This window comes from Enterococcus sp. DIV0724b (genome assembly GCF_050531475.1).
Taxonomy (GTDB): domain Bacteria; phylum Bacillota; class Bacilli; order Lactobacillales; family Enterococcaceae; genus Enterococcus_L; species Enterococcus_L haemoperoxidus.
Genome location: NZ_CP172890.1, coordinates 111,520 through 133,059 on the forward strand (window position 1 = coordinate 111,520; position 21,540 = coordinate 133,059).

Annotated in this window: 21 protein-coding genes, 1 pseudogene and 1 other annotated feature; of the genes and pseudogenes, 21 read left to right on the plus strand and 1 reads right to left on the minus strand. The window is 36.7% G+C overall.

All coding sequences use genetic code 11. The features are described 5' to 3' along the window. Position 1 precedes the first annotated feature (1 nt). The 21 genes and pseudogenes from IGJ02_RS00540 to IGJ02_RS00640 all read left to right on the plus strand — a co-directional run bounded on the left by IGJ02_RS00540 (position 2) and on the right by IGJ02_RS00640 (position 19,279). Positions 2 to 322 carry a hypothetical protein gene (locus IGJ02_RS00540; RefSeq protein WP_430602801.1) on the plus strand — a complete coding sequence of 107 codons (321 nt, stop codon included), beginning with the start codon at positions 2 to 4 and terminating at the stop codon, positions 320 to 322. A gap of 310 nt (positions 323 to 632) precedes the next feature. Continuing rightward, on the plus strand, positions 633 to 1,346 hold the full coding sequence (locus tag IGJ02_RS00545; protein WP_430602802.1) for a WxL domain-containing protein: 714 nt from the start codon (positions 633 to 635) through the stop codon (positions 1,344 to 1,346). 556 nt (positions 1,347 to 1,902) lie between these two features. Continuing rightward, the gene (locus IGJ02_RS00550) at positions 1,903 to 2,364 is read left to right on the plus strand and encodes a hypothetical protein (protein ID WP_430602803.1); all 462 of its coding nucleotides are present in this window, start codon (positions 1,903 to 1,905) and stop codon (positions 2,362 to 2,364) included. 20 nt (positions 2,365 to 2,384) lie between these two features. Then, entirely contained in the window at positions 2,385 to 2,891 is a 507-nt protein-coding gene (locus IGJ02_RS00555; RefSeq protein ID WP_010762001.1) for a hypothetical protein, read from the plus strand. Positions 2,892 to 3,252: 361 nt separating this feature from the next. Then, positions 3,253 to 5,895: a hypothetical protein gene (locus tag IGJ02_RS00560; RefSeq protein ID WP_430602804.1), complete on the plus strand. Its 2,643-nt coding sequence runs from the start codon at positions 3,253 to 3,255 to the stop codon at positions 5,893 to 5,895. Positions 5,896 to 5,925: 30 nt separating this feature from the next. Continuing rightward, positions 5,926 to 6,168, plus strand: coding sequence for a hypothetical protein (locus IGJ02_RS00565; protein ID WP_430602805.1), 243 nt, complete (start codon positions 5,926 to 5,928; stop codon positions 6,166 to 6,168). Next, positions 6,144 to 6,302: pseudogene (locus IGJ02_RS00570) on the plus strand (IS110 family transposase); the annotation flags it as partial. The gene IGJ02_RS00565 and the pseudogene IGJ02_RS00570, both read left to right, overlap by 25 nt. 511 nt (positions 6,303 to 6,813) lie before the next feature. Then, positions 6,814 to 8,181 carry a hypothetical protein gene (locus IGJ02_RS00575; RefSeq protein WP_430602806.1) on the plus strand — a complete coding sequence of 456 codons (1,368 nt, stop codon included), beginning with the start codon at positions 6,814 to 6,816 and terminating at the stop codon, positions 8,179 to 8,181. A gap of 111 nt (positions 8,182 to 8,292) precedes the next feature. After that, on the plus strand, positions 8,293 to 8,772 hold the full coding sequence (locus tag IGJ02_RS00580; RefSeq protein WP_010761996.1) for a dUTP diphosphatase: 480 nt from the start codon (positions 8,293 to 8,295) through the stop codon (positions 8,770 to 8,772). 103 nt (positions 8,773 to 8,875) lie between these two features. Then, positions 8,876 to 10,246 carry a DNA repair protein RadA gene (gene radA, locus IGJ02_RS00585; RefSeq protein WP_430602807.1) on the plus strand — a complete coding sequence of 457 codons (1,371 nt, stop codon included), beginning with the start codon at positions 8,876 to 8,878 and terminating at the stop codon, positions 10,244 to 10,246. A gap of 89 nt (positions 10,247 to 10,335) precedes the next feature. Further along, the gene (locus IGJ02_RS00590; protein WP_010761994.1) at positions 10,336 to 11,478 is read left to right on the plus strand and encodes a PIN/TRAM domain-containing protein; all 1,143 of its coding nucleotides are present in this window, start codon (positions 10,336 to 10,338) and stop codon (positions 11,476 to 11,478) included. Next, complete coding sequence (gene ispD / locus IGJ02_RS00595) at positions 11,465 to 12,190, plus strand: 2-C-methyl-D-erythritol 4-phosphate cytidylyltransferase (protein ID WP_010761993.1); 726 nt, start codon at positions 11,465 to 11,467, stop codon at positions 12,188 to 12,190. Before IGJ02_RS00590 ends, ispD begins: the two co-directional genes overlap by 14 nt. 10 nt (positions 12,191 to 12,200) lie before the next feature. Continuing rightward, the gene (gene ispF, locus IGJ02_RS00600; protein ID WP_010761992.1) at positions 12,201 to 12,674 is read left to right on the plus strand and encodes a 2-C-methyl-D-erythritol 2,4-cyclodiphosphate synthase; all 474 of its coding nucleotides are present in this window, start codon (positions 12,201 to 12,203) and stop codon (positions 12,672 to 12,674) included. A 15-nt stretch (positions 12,675 to 12,689) separates the two neighbouring features. Then, positions 12,690 to 14,147, plus strand: a complete 1,458-nt coding sequence (gene gltX / locus IGJ02_RS00605) for a glutamate--tRNA ligase (protein ID WP_430602808.1) — start codon at positions 12,690 to 12,692, stop codon at positions 14,145 to 14,147. 1 nt (position 14,148) lies between these two features. Continuing rightward, positions 14,149 to 14,349: a binding site (T-box leader), on the plus strand. Positions 14,350 to 14,468: 119 nt separating this feature from the next. Beyond that, positions 14,469 to 15,005, plus strand: coding sequence for a serine O-acetyltransferase EpsC (epsC, locus tag IGJ02_RS00610; RefSeq protein WP_430602809.1), 537 nt, complete (start codon positions 14,469 to 14,471; stop codon positions 15,003 to 15,005). Next, the gene (gene cysS, locus IGJ02_RS00615; RefSeq protein WP_430602810.1) at positions 15,002 to 16,414 is read left to right on the plus strand and encodes a cysteine--tRNA ligase; all 1,413 of its coding nucleotides are present in this window, start codon (positions 15,002 to 15,004) and stop codon (positions 16,412 to 16,414) included. The genes epsC and cysS overlap by 4 nt, the downstream gene beginning before the upstream one ends. Next, positions 16,411 to 16,809: a Mini-ribonuclease 3 gene (locus IGJ02_RS00620; RefSeq protein WP_010761988.1), complete on the plus strand. Its 399-nt coding sequence runs from the start codon at positions 16,411 to 16,413 to the stop codon at positions 16,807 to 16,809. Before cysS ends, IGJ02_RS00620 begins: the two co-directional genes overlap by 4 nt. Next, on the plus strand, positions 16,799 to 17,638 hold the full coding sequence (rlmB, locus tag IGJ02_RS00625) for a 23S rRNA (guanosine(2251)-2'-O)-methyltransferase RlmB (protein WP_430602811.1): 840 nt from the start codon (positions 16,799 to 16,801) through the stop codon (positions 17,636 to 17,638). The genes IGJ02_RS00620 and rlmB overlap by 11 nt, the downstream gene beginning before the upstream one ends. Positions 17,639 to 17,722: 84 nt before the next feature. Next, positions 17,723 to 18,253: an NYN domain-containing protein gene (locus IGJ02_RS00630; protein WP_010761986.1), complete on the plus strand. Its 531-nt coding sequence runs from the start codon at positions 17,723 to 17,725 to the stop codon at positions 18,251 to 18,253. 86 nt (positions 18,254 to 18,339) lie between these two features. Continuing rightward, positions 18,340 to 18,900, plus strand: a complete 561-nt coding sequence (locus tag IGJ02_RS00635) for a sigma-70 family RNA polymerase sigma factor (RefSeq protein WP_430602812.1) — start codon at positions 18,340 to 18,342, stop codon at positions 18,898 to 18,900. Positions 18,901 to 19,033: 133 nt separating this feature from the next. Next, complete coding sequence (locus IGJ02_RS00640) at positions 19,034 to 19,279, plus strand: Veg family protein (protein ID WP_010761984.1); 246 nt, start codon at positions 19,034 to 19,036, stop codon at positions 19,277 to 19,279. A gap of 442 nt (positions 19,280 to 19,721) precedes the next feature. On the opposite strand, the gene IGJ02_RS00645 is transcribed toward IGJ02_RS00640, so the two are convergent. Then, positions 19,722 to 21,242 carry a lytic polysaccharide monooxygenase gene (locus tag IGJ02_RS00645; protein WP_430602813.1) on the minus strand — a complete coding sequence of 507 codons (1,521 nt, stop codon included), beginning with the start codon at positions 21,240 to 21,242 and terminating at the stop codon, positions 19,722 to 19,724. Positions 21,243 to 21,540: the final 298 nt, after the last annotated feature.

Genomic DNA, 21,540 nt, shown 5'->3' on the forward strand with positions numbered 1-21,540 from the left:
AATGAAGAAATTTGTAGTGGGTTTGCTTTTTTTTATGATAATAAGTGGCATGTACTCTGGAAAAATAGCAGAAGCAAAAACAAATTTTGATGGAACTGATGTTGGTATTAGTTTTACAGTGAATGATTTAGATAAGCCTGAGCAACCGTCACTAATTCCGGAAGAACAATTTCCGTCAATACCGAATCCAAAACCAATAGGTCGGTTGCCTTCAACGGGTGGATTAATTACTTCGCTTATTTTAACTTTGATGGGATTCTCACTTTTAATCATTTTTATTGGAGTATTCAGCCTAAAAAACATTATGTTGGGTAAAATTTAGAAAGGCAGGAAAGATATGATTGATTACTTATGGATTTTTATTTTAGGGGCAATTTCTATAGGCTCGCTATTAATTTTCTTAATCACTCTCTCGAGAGAAGCATTTTTGCTGAAAAAATTAAGAAAAAGAACAATAAACTATGTATTGAATTTTAGTTTATTGTTCATCTCATTGAGCTGTTTAGGCTTGATTACCTATTTATTCACATTATTAAAAGAACAGATTGAGCTTTTACAATAGAAGAAATGAACAATTTATAATAATACCTGTCAGCGATTCATAGCTATACTTATCATAGGATGGTATAAAAATGAAAAAAACAATTTTAGTTACTTTATTATCAGCATCAGCAATGATGTTATTCGCAACTTCAGCAGATGCTAAAACTTTTGGAGACGCAACAGATGTTGGTGTTAGTTTCAAATCAGATGAGGCAACAATTCCTGGGGAAAACAAACCATTTGCAAATAACATATCATTAATTTGGAAACCAGGGAACTTTGAATTTGGGGAGCAAAAAGCTGTTGGAGCATCAGCAACTTTCAATAATACTAGTACAGATAAACAATATTTGGTAGTAAATGATGACAGACAACTAGATAGCGCACCTGCTTGGGATTTAAAGGCCCAATTAAGTGATCTTACAGCAACTGATGGTACAAAACTAACGTCTAAATTAATTTATACATTAGAAGATGCTCAATCATATGATATCGGTGAAGTTGATCCAAATACAAATGATTTCACACCAAAAAATCCAGCATCAGACAGCACTGTGTTAGGTACTTTAGACCCTGATTCCAAAATTGTACTTGCTGGTGGGAAAAAATCAATGACTTTAGAAGCTGGACAAACAACTGCACAAGCAGCTATCCAAAAAACTGAAGCAAACGCAATTAAAGGTGGAGTAGCAACTCAAATTAAAGATATTAAATTAGTTGTAACAGATCCTAAAGCAGATGATGCAGCAGGTAAAGCATTTACTGGTACAGTTAATTGGACTTTAGATGATTTACAACCTTAACAGCTAAGTAATACAAAGAAATTAAAAAAAATAAAGTGTAGTTATAGATTGCTGACAGTTATTGTTATGAGTTGTTCATGAAGAAACAAAGTTGACCTAAAAAAAGGACTAGATGTTACCTACAATGAATAAAAAGAAAAATTAGCATGTTTTTTTCAAGGATTACGAACATTTGCAGAGAAAAGCTTGACGAAAGTGGCAGCGGGTCAGTCAGTGACAGAAGAAAATATATCGTCAAAAAAACTAATAGCAGAGATATTTTCATTAAATCAGTTTCAGATTTTAACTTTGGCTAGGTAGGAATTGGTGCAAAGGTCGAAGTATCCTTTAGTGAGACGCCGCAAGAAATCGATAAGACGCTAAAACATCCTATCACGACGTTATTGTCAATCTTATGAGTCGTAAATAATACTTAGTTAAACAGAGTTAATTATTGAAGGTAGTTAAGTTGGATGAATTACAGTGAGAAGGAGAACACATGGTGAAAATAAAATTATCGGTGCTGATTATAGTATTGACGTTTTTTTCTATTGATATCTTTGGGAGGGGTGATAGTGTGGATGCATCTGAGAATAGCAAGGATGTGGATGTTCCCATCATCTACTATCATTCAAAAAAAGTTGTATCAGATCCAACGTATATCATTGCTATTCCTTCTAAATTAAGCTTTTCAAAGTTAAACGAACGGATAGATACAACCGTTTCATTATTTGATACACAAGGGAGATTTTATCAAGGAGAGAATAAGGTGAGTCTTACGGTTACTTCAAAAAATAAGTTTAATTTAGTAAATAAAGATGAATTTCAAGATATTCGCTACCAGCTGATTAAGTATGCTCATGAGACTTCTGGGACTACGAGTACCATCATCACCAACAATGCACCAAGTCTTGGAGAACTCAGTAAGACGAATCCGAGAATTAAATCTGAAGCAATCTTAGGAAGCAGCTCGGTTAAACCAAGCATAGTAGGAAATTATGAAGATATATTGACCTACAGCTACAGTGTCGCAGAATAATAAATGAAGGTTAGGAATATATGAAAAAAAAGAAAAATCATTCAAAAAGAAAAAGACTAATTATTTTAATCAGTACGGTTGTTGCTGTAACGATTCTACTCGCCTTCCTTTTTTTTAGAGGGTTGAAGACGAGCGCCATTCATTATGATGCGCAAGCCGTTAAATACGAAGCGAAAATTAAGAAACCGGAAAATTTACCAATAAATAGCATTACTTTTCCTGGATTTCGAGATATAGCAATTCAAGAAGGAGATAAAGTGTTATATATAGCCTTAGTAAATCCTAGTTTCAATAAGGCTGATATCCAATTTAAAGTAACCCTAAATGATCGAACGACACCTATATTGACGACGGGATTAGTAAAACCGGGTCAGGCTGTAACGGAGGTTCCCTTGCCTAAAGAGTTGCCAGTTGGCGAGCACACAGTGAAACTGGAAATGTTTGGGTATACTCAAGATGAAGTACAGCAAAGGCTAACGGGTTCACAAACAACGTTCAAGCTTCAAGTGTTAAAGAATAAACCTTGAAAAGGAGTGAGAGTATAAAAAATGATTCTCTCCATTTTTTATAATCATCTTTTTTGTAACAATCAATAAGCTCAAGGCCAGTAGTTATTAACGGAAAGCAATAAGGTTAAATGAGTGATAAAAAGTGTAGTCATTCAATTTGTTACGATAAAATGACTCAAATGATCACTTTTGAAAAAGTAAGACCTGTGAAGCGAGCAAACGATTGTTATAAAAACAATTGTTCGCTCGCTTTAGTTTAAGAGTTAGTGGATGTTTATTAAACTTAGTTGGAGGAGCGAACAATAAGCACCAACTAATACAAATAGTATTGGCAAGTGTAACAGATTCTATGTAGAGCAATTAAGAAAGGAATTATGAAATGAAGAATAATACTAGCTATTCCGCCAAAAAAACCTCACTTCTTTTAGCAGTAAGCACCATTCTAATTCTCATGTTAAGTCTAATTGTAATCGATGATTTAACCGCTGAGGCTATGGAAGAAAATAAGTCTTTGACCCTTACTGCCGTACAAAAAAAAGAAATGATTCAACTTGAAATAAAACAGTGTCTGAATAAGAACAGTTTAGACACTAAAGAATTTGAGCTGTCTCTGGAAGTGAAAGAGCTACAGGCCTATGATAAACAGTCACTTTTAGATCAGACTAAAATCATCAGTGAAAAAGGCCAAGAATATACGGATGCTACAGGTGTAACGAAACGTTTAGAGGAAAATAAACTGATTATAGGCATCTCACCGGAAGCATCAGAACGCTTACGCTCTGATGGCAATCAGTCAGTAAGTGTCAAAAGTACGCTAAAGATAAACAAAAATGATGAACAATTAATGAAAAGCTATCATGAAAATGAATTTCGCTTTTCTTTTGTTGCAAAAAATAACAAGACACAAGAAAAAGTTGAGACGGTATGTGCGTTTAACGTAACTCCTCCCACGGCTAAGGCGATCCCAACCACCGTTAGTGCAGGTAGCTCTACGGCTGAATTATCCGCAGATAAACTAGTCACTGATTTAAAAAGTGATTTAGAGTTTGACGAAGTTAATGTTTTAGGTGTGGAAGAGTTTAAAAAATTTGATCAAGTAGGCGACACGAAAATAGCTGTTATGATTCAGAGTGAAGAAACGCAGAGAAAGAGTCGAATTAGTATCCCAATCAAAGTAGAAAAAGCAAAAAGTAATTTTTACACGTCTGAATTGACAACAATTATGAATGAAGAAGGTGACTACAAAAGTGGTAAACCTATAGAGGAAGAATTACTTAGGGATACAGTCGTTCTCCAGTATTTAGGGAAAAGCTTTTTGGATGATGTAACATTTACAAAAGAAGGACGATTTGTGAGTTGGAAAAGTCTTGGGGGCGAGGAAGTAAAGCTAGCTTATTATGACTCAATAGAAATTAAAAATGTAGCATATAAAGATGGTGAGTATCTAAATCTTTATGTAAACATACGAACTAAAGACGGTGTCTATATCCCAAAATTTTATAACAAACCTTTTTTTGAGTTTGCTTCGTCAGCAGCGCCAATATATCCTGGTGTTCCGGCAGCTCCTGGAAAACCATTCTTGTTGGAGGTGATGGTTGGAACAGCTTTGAATCACACGTTGGAGGGAGTTAATATCATTTTTCCAATTGTAAAAGAAAATCCTGACCTTGAGTCAAGCTTGGATTTTTCCTTAGACTCTCTCCAAAATATTGCGGTAGTTGATGATGATATTTTCAAGAAAGATTTAGAAGCCAATACATTTACTAGTGGCACAAAAGAATATTATAAGCTGTTTTGGCCGAAAAAAAATATGGCGTATAATCCATATGTATTTACTCTCCTTTATAAAAATATGAGTTTCCAGTGGGGAAAAGCAATGCAGTTTGGCATATTTGATGTACCAAGAAGAAGAATTTTTGGAATTTTAGATACTACGGCTAAAATAAATGTTCCAGTTAAGTATCAAAAAGCAGAAATAGAAGGAAAAATAAATCAAACGAATGGAAAGATTGAAGCGGAACTCCACCAGTTTTTACCGAAGCAAGGGAGCTCAAAATATTATGAACCCTTATCTTTGGATATAAATTTAAGTAAATATGCGGGTAAATTGGATGAAGCAAATACAAAGATAAAAATAACAGATGATAAAACAAATAATGATTGGTCAAAGAATGCTGAAGTAACTTATTCTACGACAGAAAATGGGGAACAGGTTGCGCATCTTAATGTTAGTAAGGACCTGCTGGAACAGCTAGGAAAAGAGACTGGGGCTGCGATTATCAACATTGCTGTTGAAGCACCTCTGTCATTGGATGCAGCGCTAATGGATGTCTATGATGCTAGCAATTTGATGTTTAAAATACCTGTGAACGTCTCAAATGAGCGAGGAATTAGTGAAAGTGTTTCTTCTGTTCAAATGCCAAAACCGACAGCACAAGGCGTACCACAGATGGTTGAATTAGGCACGACAGTTAGTGATTTAAACGCATCAGATTTTGTTAAAGATCTAAAAAGTATTCTTCCTTTTGACACGATAGAGGTCGTTGGATTTAAGGGTGAGAAGGTATTTGATAAGCTGGGGAAAACAACGGTTGAGGTCACTATAAAGAGTAAGGCAACAAATGCACTAGCTGATATTGAGGTAGAGGTCACGGTTGTTGAGAACCCGTTAGCATACATTACGACCAATAAAAGTATAGAACTAAAAAATGAAGGGCAGTCCGTCGAAGGAAGCGGAGCAGTTTCTTTTACAGGGCAGTCAGATGCTAGAATTCAAGTTTATACAGAGCCGGTTGTGCAGCTTAAAAATAGTGATGACAAGAATTTAGTAGATTTAAATGTACGAAGAAAAGGTTCGATGAAACCACTAAAATCAGGCGAGCTACTAGCTGAGTTGACACCAGCCAATAGATCATCCGATTTTAAGTTGTCAGCTCCAGAAAGCAAGTTTAAAAATACAGATGTGTATAAAGGGAATATGACCATTCATTTTGAGGTCAGTGAATATGGTCTCGTAAGATGAAAGAGGTTTTTTAGTATACCCGAGCCGACTATGATTATTAAATCAGGGATGAGCAACGGGAAGTATCATGACCGTCAAGATCTAGGCTTTATTTTAAGAGAAGATACTGAATTGAGAGTGAGACAGGTCAATCCGAATTTTAAAGATAAATTGACCATCAGATTATTAGGCAATGATTCTCAAACTGAAAAAGAAGCAACAGTTGGAGCGAATTGGACTCAAATTAGTGCTACAGAAGCCTTAGTTCCATTTGTGGATACACCTACAAATTAAAAACGCAACCTCTACCCAAAAAGGATAAGGATGCGACCGTAGCCTGTATGAACAAACTACTGAAGTGTCTCTATTCCATGATTAAGAACGAGACAAAGTACGACTATGCGTACACGGCCTCTAAGGACCAATAAGGCAAAGCCTTATAAAATAGAGTATAACACCCTGATTGAAAAAAATACAGACTCATCAGGGTTATTTATTACGCAGTTTAGTCTAAAATACTTCCTTCGTTTACAAACGTTTAAACGATTTTTCCTTATTTTCTACTTGACTAATCGTAGGAACGAGGTTGGGACAAGTGTTTAATTCCGAGAAATAAGAAGGGATTGTTTCTGCTCCCACCGTTTATCCGGATTCCATGTGACTGGGATATGACTCACAGAGTTATGTCCTAGTCACTTTTTTGATTAGGTAAAGGTTTGATTGACCCCATAGTTGTTATGTGTTTGCTTAGATACCAATACTGAATCTTAGTGCTTAAGTGTTATAGGCTAGATAATGAATGGTCAGATCTTTAAAAAAAGAGTCATCAAAGTTACAATGGGTTATAATAAGAGCGACGATAAAATGGGCTTAATTATTTTGAATAAGTCTAATACAGAGGTATATTTTGAAATAGACTAGGTTGAAGGAGCATGATTGATGTCCAAACTAAAAGAACTAGCCCGCAATTTTCTTCAAGTTGCGCCGTTTATTTTATCCAATACAATTATTTTTATTCCATATTTTTTATTTTTGAGTTTAAGTGATGGAACCACGATGGAGAGAATTTTACCTTTTGTCCTTTTTTATACGTTTCGGATGACGGGGATATTTCTGTTAAAAAGTTTCAAACTAGCGTTGACGAGTTTTAATGTGCTGATCATTTCGATTCTGCTTGGAGGTGCCGGTTGTTTGGTTGGCGTGTTAGGCCAATTTTATTTTCCTGCCTATCTTTTTTCAGCTGTTTTACTTGGGATCAGTGCGTCATGGTTGCCTGCCGCTAATACTACTGTCAATTATCATGAGAAGCACCAAGGATATTCTACTTTGACGGGTAGAAAATATCTTTTTATTTTACTGATATTCGGGGGCGTGATTGCAACGCTGATGTTGTCGAAAGAATTGAGGCTTCCTTTAGTTTTAGCCGAGTATACTTTACTGTATATAGCAGCTTATCATACGGTTACTCATTACCCAGATTATGAAATTGATTTCAATGAAGTTAATCAACAAGTAATCTCAGTCAAAGAGTTCTTTTTATTTTTGTTTTTCTTTATTCTTTTATTATTTATTCGATCCGCCCGATTGCTATTTGATCCGCAACTTCTAGATGTTGGCATTATCGGTTTTTCTATCTTATTTTTAGTGGCCGGCTGGTATTTAAACAGTCAAATAAAAAGTTGGAAACTCCCTTTATGGTTGAATTTGTTAACATTTGCTAATGGTATGTGTATGAATTTTCTACTGCTTTTTGGGACGTTTTATGTTTCGTTACGTTTAGGAATAGATCGCCTGACTACTAATTTATATGTTCCTTATATTATGGGAATAATCGGGTCAGCCGTTGTTATTAAATTTTTATACCGCATATTTCCTAAAGTGGATGCTAAAATTATTCATCTGGGCGGTTTTATCCTGTCATTATTGTTGTTATTGTTTCGACCGCTTTTTCCAGTAGGCGTCTTTTTGCTCAGCTGTTTTATAAGTGCGACAGGTAATTTCTTGAATCAGCAGTATTATCAAGAAGAGAGTTTACCTCAAGACCAACGCATTATTACGAAATACAGCACTCAAACCAAAGGCAGTGTGACTCACCAGTTGTTATTGATGAGTGTTTTATGGTTGTTAGCGAAACAAGCACAGTTACCCGTTAAAACAGTTTTGCAGATTACGGCACATCGAACGCATAATCCAGCCGCTCTTCAGTTAGTAGAGCATGTCCATGTGATTAGCATCGTCGGATTGATGTTATTTTTTTCTTTTATACTTTATGAAGTAGTAAAATATGAACAAAATGAGTCCAAATAATGTGTAAACATTAAAAAAATACGAGAGAATAGTAAAGATACTGTAAAAGTAAGCTTGGAATCATTGGAATATGTTAAAATAGAAATAGTTTACAAGTAGAGGAGATTTTTGATGAAACAACGAGGATTTGAGATTATTACAGATTATAAAGACCAAGGCATTGCACTTCCTGAGCGTGCGACAAAAGGGGCTGCAGGCTACGACTTTGAAGCGGCTGAAACAGTCGTTGTCCCAAGCATTTGGAAACTACAAGCACAAGGTATAGCACCAAAACCAGTTTTGGTAAAAACTGGAATCAAAGCGTACATGGCTGAAAATGAGTATTTAGAATTAGTGAGTCGTTCATCAAATCCTTTGAAACGCTTTTTAATGTTAGCCAATGGCGTTGGTGTGATTGATCGCGATTATTATAATAACGAAGGCAATGAAGGGCATATCATGTTTCAATTTTTAAATTTCGGCTATGAAGAGATGGTCATCGAAAAAGGCGAACGAATTGGACAAGGAATCTTTAAACCATTTCTTTTAGCCGATGTTGATGACGTAGAAACAGAACGCACAGGCGGATTTGGCTCTTCTGGTAAAAATTAAGACAAATTCACTGGAAAACTGCGTATTTTATAGTGGGAAGTCTTAGTCTAAGAGACCGATACTATGGTAAAATAAAGAATACATCAAAACGAGGGGATAGCATATGGCAAAAAAAGCAAAAGTTCAATTTGAGTGTCAAACGTGCGGGTATATCTCCCCTAAATATTTAGGACGCTGTCCGAATTGCGGCCAGTGGAACACAATGACCGAAGAAATCATTCAAGATACGACAGATCGTCGTGCTAGAGTTAGTTTAACTGGTAAAAAGACTCAGCCGCAGCGTTTAGCGGAAGTTGTTCCTAAGAAAGAACCCAGGGTTAAAACTAAGTTGGTAGAACTGAATCGTGTGTTAGGTGGCGGTGTCGTTCCTGGATCACTTGTTCTGATTGGCGGAGATCCTGGGATCGGTAAATCAACACTGTTATTACAAGTGTCACAACAGCTTGCTGAAATCGGCGGCAAAGTACTCTATGTATCTGGTGAGGAAAGTGCGGAACAAATCAAAATGCGTGCTGAGCGTTTAAGCTCGATCGATACGGAATTTTATTTGTATGCTGAAACAGATATGAACGAAATAAGTCGTGCAATCGAAAAGTTGGAACCAGATTATGTGATCATCGACTCCATTCAAACAATGACGCAACCTGATGTGACCAGTGTGGCCGGAAGCGTCAGCCAAGTACGAGAGACGACAGCTGAACTATTGAAAATAGCTAAAACCAATGGGATTGCGATCTTCATTGTAGGTCATGTGACCAAAGAAGGCTCGATTGCAGGGCCACGTATGCTTGAGCACATGGTAGATACTGTTTTATATTTTGAAGGTGATAAGCATCATACATTCAGAATATTAAGAGCAGTAAAAAATCGTTTTGGTTCCACCAATGAGATCGGTATTTTCGAAATGCGGGAGCATGGACTAGAAGAAGTCGTGAATCCTTCTCAAGTCTTTTTAGAAGAGCGACTGGCTGATGCCACTGGTTCAGCAATTGTTGTAGCGATGGAAGGAACACGTCCGATTTTAGTTGAGGTTCAGGCTTTGGTAACACCAACGATGTTTGGGAATGCCAAACGGACAACGACTGGACTAGATTTTAATCGTGTTTCCTTGATTATGGCAGTTTTAGAGAAGCGTGCCGGATTGCTGCTTCAAAATCAAGATGCGTATCTGAAAGCTGCTGGAGGCGTGAAAATCAACGAACCAGCCATTGATTTAGCAGTGGCTGTGAGCATTGCTTCCAGCTATAAAGAAAATGGTACAAAGCCAACAGAATGTTTTATTGGTGAAATTGGTTTGACTGGTGAGATTCGTCGTGTGAATAGTATTGAACAACGAGTACGAGAAGCACAGAAGCTAGGTTTCACTAAAATTTATTTACCAAAAAATAATTTAGGTGGTTGGACTCCACCAGAAGGCATCGAGATTGTTGGTGTTGCGACAATCGGAGAAACACTAAGAAAAGTATTCAAATAGAGTGAGAGTCAAGAGATCGATAAAAGATTTAAAGATCGATCTCTCCTTTCAATCTTTAAATAAGTATGACTATATTGGAGGATGAATCTATGCAGAAACGTGTCATCACACTGCTGATGGTCGTCGCAGGTGCAAGCTTAGGTATCTCATTATTACCGATGGCTTGGGACATGGCGAAACAGGCAGATAATACATGGCTGAACAATAACTTTACTAACAGTTTGATTGGTGCACTTATTTTCTTTATTTTATCGTTAGGGTTAGCGAAGTATATTGTTTCAGCTGTAAAAAAAGTAGAAGCAGCATTAAATGAAATGAGTTTGACGTATCTATTATTCGGTAGTATCGGTGCGATTCTTGGTCTGGTCATTGGTGTGATTATTTCGATTCCAATGTACAACTTGAATATCCCGTTTGTAAATAGTGTATTACCGATTTTGGTCATGATTATTTTTGGTTACCTTGGATTTCGTATGGGAACAACTCGTATTGATGAGTGGCGCAAAATCTTCACTCCTAAGCAAAAGAAAATTCAGGTTGAAAATGAAGGCGAAGTACTAGATCGTAGAGTCGAGGATCATTTTCATAAATACAAAATTTTGGATACAAGTGTGATCATTGATGGTAGAATCTACGACATTGCTAAAACTGGTTTTTTAGAAGGGGTTATTTTGATTCCGAATTTTGTGCTGTATGAGCTGCAATACATTGCTGATTCTGGTGATAGTCTAAAGCGTGTTCGTGGACGTCGTGGTTTGGATATTTTAAATGCACTGCAAAAAGAAGATGGGATTTCAGTTGAAATGTATGAAGGCGATTTTGAAGATATTTCAGAAGTCGATAGTAAACTGATTAAATTAGCCAAATTATTGGATGGTGTAGTTGTAACAAACGACTATAATTTGAACAAAGTTTCTGAGTTTCAAAATGTTCCGGTATTGAATATTAATGCCTTAGCAAATGCCGTAAAACCTGTTGTGATTCCAGGTGAAACGATGAACGTGATGGTTGTTAAAGCTGGTACAGAACGACAACAGGGTGTGGCTTACTTAGATGACGGCACAATGGTTGTAGTTGAAGATGGGCAGCATTACATGAACGAACATATTCAAGTAGTTGTAACAAGCGCATTGCAGACGGCAGCAGGTCGGATGATTTTTGCTAAACCAGCTCACTCAGGTCGTGGGATCGACGAGAGTAAAGAAGAACATAGAGCCAATGAAAAAAGCTGAAAATAGAAACAAAGCACTGGATTATGAAGTCATATTATTGGCTGCTGGACAAGGTAAGAGAATGGGTGCCAGCCGAAATAAGATTTTATTGCATTTAATTGGAAAGCCAGTTATTTCTTATTCATTAAATACATTTTTAAATGATCCTGCATGTAAACACATTGTCTTGGTTACGCAAGAAGAGGAACAAGATTTATTAGCGGCAATGGTCAAAAAAGAAACAAAGAAAAAAAACTGTCAAATTACGATCGTCTCTGGTGGTTGTGAAAGGCAATACAGTGTTTATAATGGGTTAAAAGCATTACTTGATCAAAAAAATATTGTGATGGTTCACGATGGTGCAAGACCATTTGTCACTTTGAAACAATTGAAATTATTACACCAAAAGGTACAAGAAACGAGAGCTGCAATTTTAGGTGTTCCAGTCAAAGATACGATCAAACGAGTGATTGAAGGAATCGTACAAGAGACAGTTCCACGTGAAACATTATGGCAAATTCAAACGCCGCAAGCTTTTTATGGGGAGGATTTATTGGCAGTTCATGTTCGTGCCCAACAAGAAGAATATTTAGGAACAGACGATGCATCACTTATTGAAAAATATAGTCATTTACCTGTCTCAATGGTATTGGGTAGTTATGAAAATATTAAATTGACCACGCCAGAAGATATGCTGATTGGCGAAGCAATCGTGAAACGAAAAAGAAGCTAGGTGAAAAAATATGATAAGAATCGGGCAAGGATTTGACGTTCATCAATTGGTAGCAGGACGAAAATTGATCATCGGTGGTGTGGAACTACCATTTGAAAAAGGATTACTAGGACACTCGGATGCAGATGTATTGTTGCATGCAATTACGGATGCGCTGTTAGGCGCTGCTGGCTTTGGCGACATTGGTCATTTGTTCCCTGATACAGATCCGAAATTTAAAGATGCGGACTCAATGAAATTATTATACGAAGCAAATCAAAAAATTTTAACTGGTGGCTTTACTATTGGCAATATTGATTGTACAATTTTAGCAGAACAACCAAAAATGAAACCTTATTTAGAACAGATGAAAGAAAACATCGCCAAAGCCTGTCAAATCGAAACAAATCAAATCAATTTAAAAGCAACGACGATGGAGAAAATGGGCTTTATTGGTCAAGAAGAAGGTATGGGAGCGATCGCGGTCGCTTTACTTGATAAATAGAAAGAGGAATGCACAATGACAAAAGTACGTGTACGTTACGCACCAAGTCCAACTGGACACTTGCATATTGGAAATGCAAGAACGGCTTTATTTAATTATTTATTTGCCCGTCATAATGATGGTGATTTTATTATTCGTATTGAAGATACCGATCAAAAGAGAAACATTGAAGATGGCGAAAAAAGCCAACTAGAAAACTTAGCTTGGCTAGGGATGGATTGGGATGAATCTCCTGAAAAACCAGGTGAGTACGGTCCTTATCGTCAATCAGAACGTGGCGAAATTTATCAACCTTTGATCGATCAACTGTTGGTAAGCAATCGTGCTTATAAATGTTATTGTACTGAAGAAGAATTAGAAGCTGAAAGAGAAGCGCAACGTGCTCGCAGCGAAATGCCTCATTATTCAGGTAAATGTTCAGAGTTGACACCTTCTGAACAAGCCGAAAAAGAAGCACAAGGATTGAAACCAGTTATTCGTTTCCGTGTACCAAGAAATACATCTTATACATTTGAAGATATGGTCAAAGGCGAAATCGTTTTTGAATCAGATAATATTGGCGGCGATTTTGTTATCCAAAAACGTGACGGTATGCCAACTTACAACTTTGCTGTAGCAGTGGATGATCATATGATGAAAATCACCCATGTTTTACGTGGCGACGATCACATTGCCAATACGCCTAAACAATTGATGGTTTATGAAGCATTTGGCTGGAAAGCACCAGAATTTGGCCATATGACCTTGATCATTAACTCTGAGACAGGTAAAAAATTAAGTAAACGTGATGAATCAATTTTACAATTTATCGAACAATACCGTGAACTTGGCTATTTACCAGAAGCGATGTTCAACTTTACCGCTTTATTAGGCTGGTCACCAGTTGGAGAAGAAGAAATCTTCTCACAAGAAGAATTGATCAAAATCTTTGATCCAGAACGTTTAAGCAAATCACCAGCAGCTTTTGATGGGAAGAAACTTGAATGGGTCAATAACCAATACATGAAACAATTAGACTTAGATGTCTTAACGGATATGTGTCTTCCATATTTAGTAGCCGAAGGCAAAGTCGAAGCGCAACCAAGTAGCGAAAAATTAGAATGGTTGAAAAAAGTCGTTAGCTTATACCAACCACAAATGAGCTATGCTGCAGAAATCGTTAATGTATCTGAATTATTCTTCAATGAACATCCAGTCTTAGACGATGCAGCGAAAGAAGTTTTAGCTGGAGAAACTGTACCTGCTGTTTTAGCCGCTTTCAAAGCACAACTAGAAGCGATGGACGTGGTTGATGTCCCAAGTATTAAAGCAGGTATCAAAGCGGTTCAACAAGAAACAGGCGTTAAAGGTAAAAATCTATTTATGCCGATCCGTGTAGCTGTTTCAGGACAAATGCATGGGCCAGAATTAGGCGATACAATTGAACTTTTAGGGAAAGAAAAAGCGTTGGATCATTTAAATAACGTTTTATAATAGAAATATGTTGAGAAGAAGAAGTAAAAAAGCGTTTGTCTTTAGAGAGACTGTGGATGGTGAAAACAGTTGTCAGCACTTTTTGAAATGCATCTTTGAATAGTTTCAGCGATACGTAGCTGAAAACGGCCAACAACCGTTATCTGTTTTGAGGCAGGGAAACCTGTGAAAAAAAGTGGAACCACGCATAAGCGTCTTTTAAACGAAGTTACTTCGTTTAAAAGGCGTTTATTTCTTTAGTATCAATAGGCCTCCAGAAAAAAAGAACTGAATGGGCTTGCTAAGCTTTTATGATTAAAATCAAACGAAAGGAGCAAAAATATGAGTTGGTTAAAAAGAGCTGTTAGGGCAGTCAAAAACAATGATCCAGCTGCACGTTCAACATTGGAAGCATTGCTTACATATCCAGGGTTGCATGCGTTGTTTTGGCATCGTTTTTCTCATTTTTTATATAGACATCGGCTGTTTTTAATAGCGAAGATCCACGCGCAGTTTTGGCGATTTTTAACAGGAGTTGAAATCCATCCCGGAGCAACGATCGCACCCGGTGTTTTTATCGATCATGGTATGGGCGTTGTGATTGGTCAAACTGCAGAAATCGAAGAAGATGTTGTGTTATTTCATGGTGTGACATTAGGCGGAACAGGTAAGGATACTGGAAAACGACATCCAACTGTCAAAAAAGGTGCGATGATCCATGCACATGCTCAAATATTAGGACCTGTTACAATAGGTGAACGAGCCAAAATAGGTGCTTCTGCCGTTGTTTTAACAGATATTCCAGATGATGCAACAGCCGTCGGAATCCCGGCAAAAATTGTCAGGATTAAAGGAGAAAAAATTGGAGGTAGCGTATGATTCAAATTTATAATACATTAACGAGAGAAAAAGAAGTATTTCAACCAATAGAAGAAGGAAAAGTCCGGATGTATGTCTGCGGACCAACAGTCTACAATTATATTCATATCGGCAATGCTCGCAGTTCGATGGCGTTTGACACGATCAGACGTTACTTAGAATACCGCGGCTATGAAGTAAATTATGTCTCAAACTTTACTGATGTAGATGATAAAATTATTCGAGCTGCGAAAGACCTTGGCATCACAGCACCAGAAGTTGCAGATCGTTTTATTCATGCATTTGAAGAAGATACGAATAGTTTGAATGTAAAACCAGCAACACTTCACCCACGCGTAATGGATCACATGCCGGATATTTTAACCTTTATCCAAACATTGATCGACAAAGGCTATGCTTACGAATCGCAAGGCGATGTTTATTATCGGACACGCAAGTTTGAAGGGTATGGAAAACTTAGCCATCAATCGATCGATGAATTAGAAGTTGGTGCTAGTCAACGGACAGGCGTAGAAAAAGAGCTGAAAGAAGATCCGTTAGATTTTGCGTTGTGGAAAGGTACAAAAGAAGGCGAAATTTCTTGGGATTCTCCGTGGGGAGCTGGTCGTCCTGGCTGGCACATCGAGTGTTCTGTTATGGCAACGAAACACTTAGGTGATACAATTGATATTCATGGTGGCGGTCAAGATTTAGAGTTTCCTCATCATGAAAATGAAATCGCGCAAAGCGAAGCAAAAACAGGTCAAAAATTCGCCAATTACTGGATGCACAATGGTTTTGTCACGATTGGTGAAGACGATGAAAAAATGAGCAAATCACTAGGAAACTTTGTAACAGTTCATGAACTAGTGAAGCAAGTCGACCCTCAAGTCTTGCGTTTCTTTATGGCTACTACACAATATCGCCGCCCAATTCGTTATAGTGAAACAACGATGAAAGAAGCAGGCGTTAATTTACAAAAATTAAAAAATGCGTTTGAGAATCTATCCTTTAGAAAAACCGATGCAGTAACAGAACGTGACGAAGATACTCAAAAGTTACAAGAATTAGCAGATTTGGAAATACGTTTCACAACTGAAATGGATGATGATTTTAACGTAGCAAACGGAATCACTGTGGTGTATGAAATGGCGAAATGGCTAAATCAATACAGTGAGCAAGAGGCTGTATCAGCAGTGGTAATCGAAAAAGCGCTAGAACAGTTTACACAATGGTTAAGTATTTTTGGTATTTTCTTTTTATCAGAAGAGTTGCTAGATGACGACATTGATCAGTTGATCGAAGAACGTAATCAAGCACGTGCAAACCGAGATTTTGCCCGTAGTGATGAAATTCGTGATTTATTAAAAGACAAAGGAATAACCTTGGAAGACACAGCACAAGGAACTAGATGGAGAAGAAGTGAATGAGAGATTATACTCAATTAAACGGTTTAGCTTTGGCTTATGTAGGAGATGCAATCTATGAGATTTATATCCGCGATTACTTAGTGGAACAAGGACAAACCAAACCAAATACGCTACACCGTATGGCAACACATTATGTTTCAGCAAAAGCCCAAGCTTTTTTGATTCAAGAAATGTTGGAAGAAAAATTACTTTCAGAAAGTGAAGAATTAATGTACAAACGCGGCCGCAATGCAAAAAGCCATACGTCTGCGAAAAATGCTGATATCACAACGTATCGAATTGCAACTGGATTTGAATCGTTGATGGGCTATCTGCACCTTACTAAACAAACGGAACGTTTGGAAGAATTGATCGATTGGTGTATAAAAAAAGTAGGTGAAAAAAATGAGAAATGATAAAAAACGTCCTTTTAAGGGAAACAAGCCGCAAAAAAATCAGCCGTTTAAAAAAGAACCAGTAAAAAAAGAGCGTGAAGTCTCCCAAGAAGAGATCGAAGACAACTTTGTTTTTGGCAATCATGCAACGATAGAGGCGATTCAGCAAGGTCGAGGGAATAAATTATTTCTTCAAGAAGATAGCAAAAGTGAGAAAGTCGAACATTTAAAATTACTAGCAAAAGAAAATGCTGTACCTGTAAAATGGGTACCAAAGCAAAAACTCGATGCAATGACCAATCATGGTGTCCATCAGGGGATCGTATTGGCGATTACAGCGTATGAATACCTAACGTTGGATGAATTACTTGATCGTACGAAAGAAAAGACAGAGACACCATTTTTCTTGATTTTAGATAGTTTAGAAGATCCGCATAATTTTGGTTCGATATTGAGAACAGCTGATGCAACTGGCGTAGATGGGATCATTATTCCTAAACACCGTGCAGTTGGAATTACGCCAGTTGTGACGAAAGCTTCAACTGGTGCAGTCGAGTATATCCCAGTTGCTCGTGTAACAAATTTAGCGCAAAGTATTGCAGCGCTTAAAGAAAATAGTTTCTGGATTTTCGGAACAGATATGAAAGGCACGGATTACCGTAAATGGAATAGCCAAGGCGCGATTGCTTTGATCATTGGTAATGAAGGCCGTGGCATGAGTCAGGGACTGCATAAAGAAGTAGATGAACTATTGACGATTCCGATGAGCGGGCATGTTCAAAGTTTGAATGCGGGTGTTGCAGCTGGTTTGTTGATGTATGAAGCTTATCGTGGACGAAATCCTCTTTAAATCGTTAGTTTAATGGCGAGATAGAAGTAATGTTGGTATTAATCTTCTGTCTCAGCAACTGTATAAAGAAGGTGACAAAGCAGAATGAAAAAACAGTTATTGATCGTTGATGGTTATAATATGATCGGATCTTGGCCGGAGTTGGTTCAGCTAAAAAATCAAAATAAACTTGAAGATGCTAGAGAATTATTACTGCAGCGTTTATCTAATTATGCCAAATACGAAGATTTGGATGTTATTGTGGTTTTTGATGCGCAGTTAGTTCCTGGAATTCAGCAAACGTATAAAAAATACCATTTAACAGTAGTTTTCACGAAAGAAGAAGAGACTGCAGATAGTTATATTGAGCGGATTGCAGGAGAGAAAAATGATCGATTGACTCAAGTGACGGTTGCAACGAGTGACTTGGCAGAGCAATGGCTGGTTTTTTCAAAAGGCGCTTTACGAGCATCAGCGAATGAATTGTATAAAAATGTTCAAAAAACAGAACGTACGATAGCAGTTCATGCAACGGATATCCATTTTCAAGATTTTCGACGAAATTCTCCGTGGAATTTAGAACAATTGTCAAAACTGTCCGATAAATTGGACGAATTGTCCAAAAAGAAAGATTAATTGTGAATTTATTCCCTTTTTTCAAAAAACAATGGTACGATTTTTCCAAGCATTTTGGTAGAATGCTTGGAAGGAGAATGTTGTTGATGAATAAGTATGAAGTTGTATTAAAAGGAGATCCATTAGCATTTGACCGTCTGTATCGAAAATATCATCCGGTGGTGTACAAGTTTCAAAAAAAGTATTACCTGAAGGATTTTGATCGAGAAGATTGGCTACAAGAAGGTCGGATCATTTTTCATCGTTCACTAGAAAAATATGAAGAAGTGCATAATGTTTCTATTGGAAAATTTTTTAGGTCAAATTTTGAAAATCATATTCGTAGTTTGATCAGAAAGCAATGTGCGCTCAAACGGACAATCGATACACAGTCCATTTCTTTAGATCAAAAAATAGAAAATCAGGGAGAAGCTTTTTTTGATTATATAGGAATCGAAGATGGAGATGCATTAGAGCAAATGATCATACGGGAAAAATTAGAACAACTACCGATCGTGCTGTCACCATTTGAACGAACGACATTTGAAGAGTATATGAGTGGCAAAGAATTAGAAGAGATTGCTAAAGCCACAGATAGCCGCGAGGTTACGGTTAGAAGTGCTTATGATCGAGCAAAAAAGAAATTGAAAGCTATTATTTATGATTAAATGAGAATTTTAGTATTTTTCACATTAAATAATTATCCATTTATAAATTATAATTAGTTGCATTTCATTTTCTGCTATGGTAAACTTGTTATTTTTATTAATATGTGGTACAATGGAAAATGAGGTGAATGCAATGCCAACAACTTTAGCTTCCATTAAAAAAGATCTAGAATGTCGTATCGGCAGCAAAATCACATTAGTTGCTCAGACCGGCAGAAAGCGTCAAACAGAACGTAACGGTATTTTGACAGAAACATATCCATCTGTCTTCGTTGTAGATTTAGATCCAGATGAAAACTCATTTGAACGAGTTTCTTATAGTTATTCTGATGTGTTAACACGCACAGTAGAGATTGAATTTGTCAGTGAAGCAGTCTAAAGAATTTAGTTGATTTTTTAAAAGTAGAGCTAAAGCGTTTTCGCTTTAGCTCTACTTTTTTGATGAATGGTAGCTAAATCGCTCATGTCATAATTTGTGTACAAATTAAAATTATGCCAGACTTTCGCTAGATACACAAAGAAGAATAAGAGATGAGTGAATAAGAAAAGGTTAAAGAAGAACAAAAACAACCAGATGTATTAGCTGAAAAAATGATGGCTACCCGTACGATCATCATTTCAGGTGATATATTACTAAACGATTGTATATAGGTTGATAAGGCGTGAAATCTATGTTTCCAGTTGTATTTTTTTTACATTAAAAATAGAAGAAAAATTCTTTGATTGCTTATAAATACAGACAAAAAAATCCTAGCTAAAGCGAAACTGCTTTTGGCTAGGATTTTTTGTTGATTAAATTTATAAAAGGATACGATAGGTCGTTAAACTAATTCCCAAACATTTGAGGTTGAGGGCTGAGCACCTTTGATCCACCATTTTGCCTTGTATGTTTTTCCTTGGAAAATCACACGTTCACCTGCATTGTAAGCTTTTTTTGCACTCCATTCTACAGCAGTATTAGAGAGTGATTTCCAAGCATCTGATTCGTCAGGCTTCTCATTCTGAGTCCACCATTTTGCTTGATATTTTAAGCCATTATAGAAAACTTCGTCCCCAGAATTATACACTTTTGTTTTATCCCAAGTTGATTTTCCAGAAGTTACTGCTGCCTTTTTAGTTGTGACAGAAAATTTTTCACTAAGTTGTGATGGGTTTCCGCCTAAGCTGAAGGCTTTTATTGTATACGCGTAAGTCGTGTTGGCTTGTAATCCTGTATCTTTAAAATTTGTATTTGCAGTTGTCGTAACTTTTTTCCCGTCACGATACACTTCATAATTTTTGACTCCTAAAAAGTGTTCTGATTTTGTCCACATTAAGGTAACAGAAGTTTCAGTTATTTCCATTGTGTGTAGGCCGGCGGGAACCGTTGGATTTTGGTTGTCTTTTTGTTCAGCAGATTTTGTTAGGATCGTCACTGTATTAGATTTTTCAGATAGTTGTCCATTTGTACCAACTGCTTCGATTTGGTAATTATAGGTTGTATTCTCTTTTAAGTTTTCGTCGGTGAGGGTGTTTGCTGACGTTGTTGCAATTTTATTATTATTTCTATAAATGTTATATTCTTGTACATTGTCTACTTTTACCCATGTTAATTTTGCAGAAGTAGTTGTTATCTCCGTTGCGTTTACATTCGTTGGAGTGGCAGGCGCTTTTTCAGGTTTTGGAGGAGTTGTTTCGGTACCATTTTTGATATTTACATCCACAGCTTGATAGAAAGCAGCTCCTGTATTGCTTACATCCCAAACCCCTAAAATAACATGGTAACCTTTGTGATCTGCTGGAATATCCACCGTATGTGTTAAGCTAGTATTAGCTTGCGCTCCAGTAAATGGAACATCTTTGATTAATTGAAGGTCACTGCGTTTAATTGGGCTATTTGGATTCCAGCCATTTTTTGTGATGTAATAGGTCCAACGGCTTGTCGCATGAGTGGCTGTATAATGCCAAGTAATATCCAGTTTACCTGTATTTATGTCGTTCATTTTCCAATAATTCTCTTTTTGAATACTGATTTGACTGCCTAATGCATCATTTGCAGAGACGATCTTTCCGTCAGCAGGTCCATTTCCAGAAGCACCCGTTTCCCATGGAAATAAATTGATTCCAAAATTTTTTGAGAACCCTTTTCCAGTTTCTAAACTTTGTGGTTCGTTTATAACTGCGCCGTACTTTTGTTGTGCGGCTTGATACCCAATCGTATTTTTTTCAAGTGCCCCATAGTAAGCTCTTGATGGTGGACTTGAAATATAACCATGAGCAGATGCATCTTGAGCAGTAAAAATTCCTGATCCACCTAGAATAATCGATGTAGCTAAGGTTACACGTAAAAGATTTTTTTTCATACTTATTCCTCCTATTTAAAAACTAATTTTTTAATCCTCATCGTCATGAGAACAAAAAGAGTATAGCGCTATTTATTTAATTTGTTTGTTCAATTTTGTCATTATTTTTCAGTATTTTAAGATAAAAAACTTGTTTGATAGAATGATAGTTAAATAACCACCGTTCTTTTATTGACGAAAATAAAGAAAAAGCTCATTTTTATTCAAAAAAATTCCCTAAACTGAACGTAAAAAATGCTTCTGCTATATTTAATGTTTAAGTATTAAAAAATCATTGATATATGAGGGGTTGTAACGA

Coding starts and splice junctions, on each gene's coding strand:
- IGJ02_RS00580 (WP_010761996.1), top strand. CDS start 8,293: ATGAAACAACGAGGATTTGAGATTATTACAGATTATAAAGACCAAGGC.
- ispD (WP_010761993.1), top strand. CDS start 11,465: ATGAAAAAAGCTGAAAATAGAAACAAAGCACTGGATTATGAAGTCATA.
- gltX (WP_430602808.1), top strand. CDS start 12,690: ATGACAAAAGTACGTGTACGTTACGCACCAAGTCCAACTGGACACTTG.
- IGJ02_RS00620 (WP_010761988.1), top strand. CDS start 16,411: ATGAGAGATTATACTCAATTAAACGGTTTAGCTTTGGCTTATGTAGGA.
- IGJ02_RS00545 (WP_430602802.1), top strand. CDS start 633: ATGAAAAAAACAATTTTAGTTACTTTATTATCAGCATCAGCAATGATG.
- IGJ02_RS00645 (WP_430602813.1), bottom strand. CDS start 21,242: ATGAAAAAAAATCTTTTACGTGTAACCTTAGCTACATCGATTATTCTA.
- IGJ02_RS00565 (WP_430602805.1), top strand. CDS start 5,926: ATGATTATTAAATCAGGGATGAGCAACGGGAAGTATCATGACCGTCAA.
- IGJ02_RS00575 (WP_430602806.1), top strand. CDS start 6,814: ATGTCCAAACTAAAAGAACTAGCCCGCAATTTTCTTCAAGTTGCGCCG.
- IGJ02_RS00590 (WP_010761994.1), top strand. CDS start 10,336: ATGCAGAAACGTGTCATCACACTGCTGATGGTCGTCGCAGGTGCAAGC.
- IGJ02_RS00640 (WP_010761984.1), top strand. CDS start 19,034: ATGCCAACAACTTTAGCTTCCATTAAAAAAGATCTAGAATGTCGTATC.
- IGJ02_RS00540 (WP_430602801.1), top strand. CDS start 2: ATGAAGAAATTTGTAGTGGGTTTGCTTTTTTTTATGATAATAAGTGGC.
- IGJ02_RS00630 (WP_010761986.1), top strand. CDS start 17,723: ATGAAAAAACAGTTATTGATCGTTGATGGTTATAATATGATCGGATCT.
- radA (WP_430602807.1), top strand. CDS start 8,876: ATGGCAAAAAAAGCAAAAGTTCAATTTGAGTGTCAAACGTGCGGGTAT.
- ispF (WP_010761992.1), top strand. CDS start 12,201: ATGATAAGAATCGGGCAAGGATTTGACGTTCATCAATTGGTAGCAGGA.
- rlmB (WP_430602811.1), top strand. CDS start 16,799: ATGAGAAATGATAAAAAACGTCCTTTTAAGGGAAACAAGCCGCAAAAA.
- IGJ02_RS00635 (WP_430602812.1), top strand. CDS start 18,340: ATGAATAAGTATGAAGTTGTATTAAAAGGAGATCCATTAGCATTTGAC.
- cysS (WP_430602810.1), top strand. CDS start 15,002: ATGATTCAAATTTATAATACATTAACGAGAGAAAAAGAAGTATTTCAA.
- IGJ02_RS00560 (WP_430602804.1), top strand. CDS start 3,253: ATGAAGAATAATACTAGCTATTCCGCCAAAAAAACCTCACTTCTTTTA.
- epsC (WP_430602809.1), top strand. CDS start 14,469: ATGAGTTGGTTAAAAAGAGCTGTTAGGGCAGTCAAAAACAATGATCCA.
- IGJ02_RS00555 (WP_010762001.1), top strand. CDS start 2,385: ATGAAAAAAAAGAAAAATCATTCAAAAAGAAAAAGACTAATTATTTTA.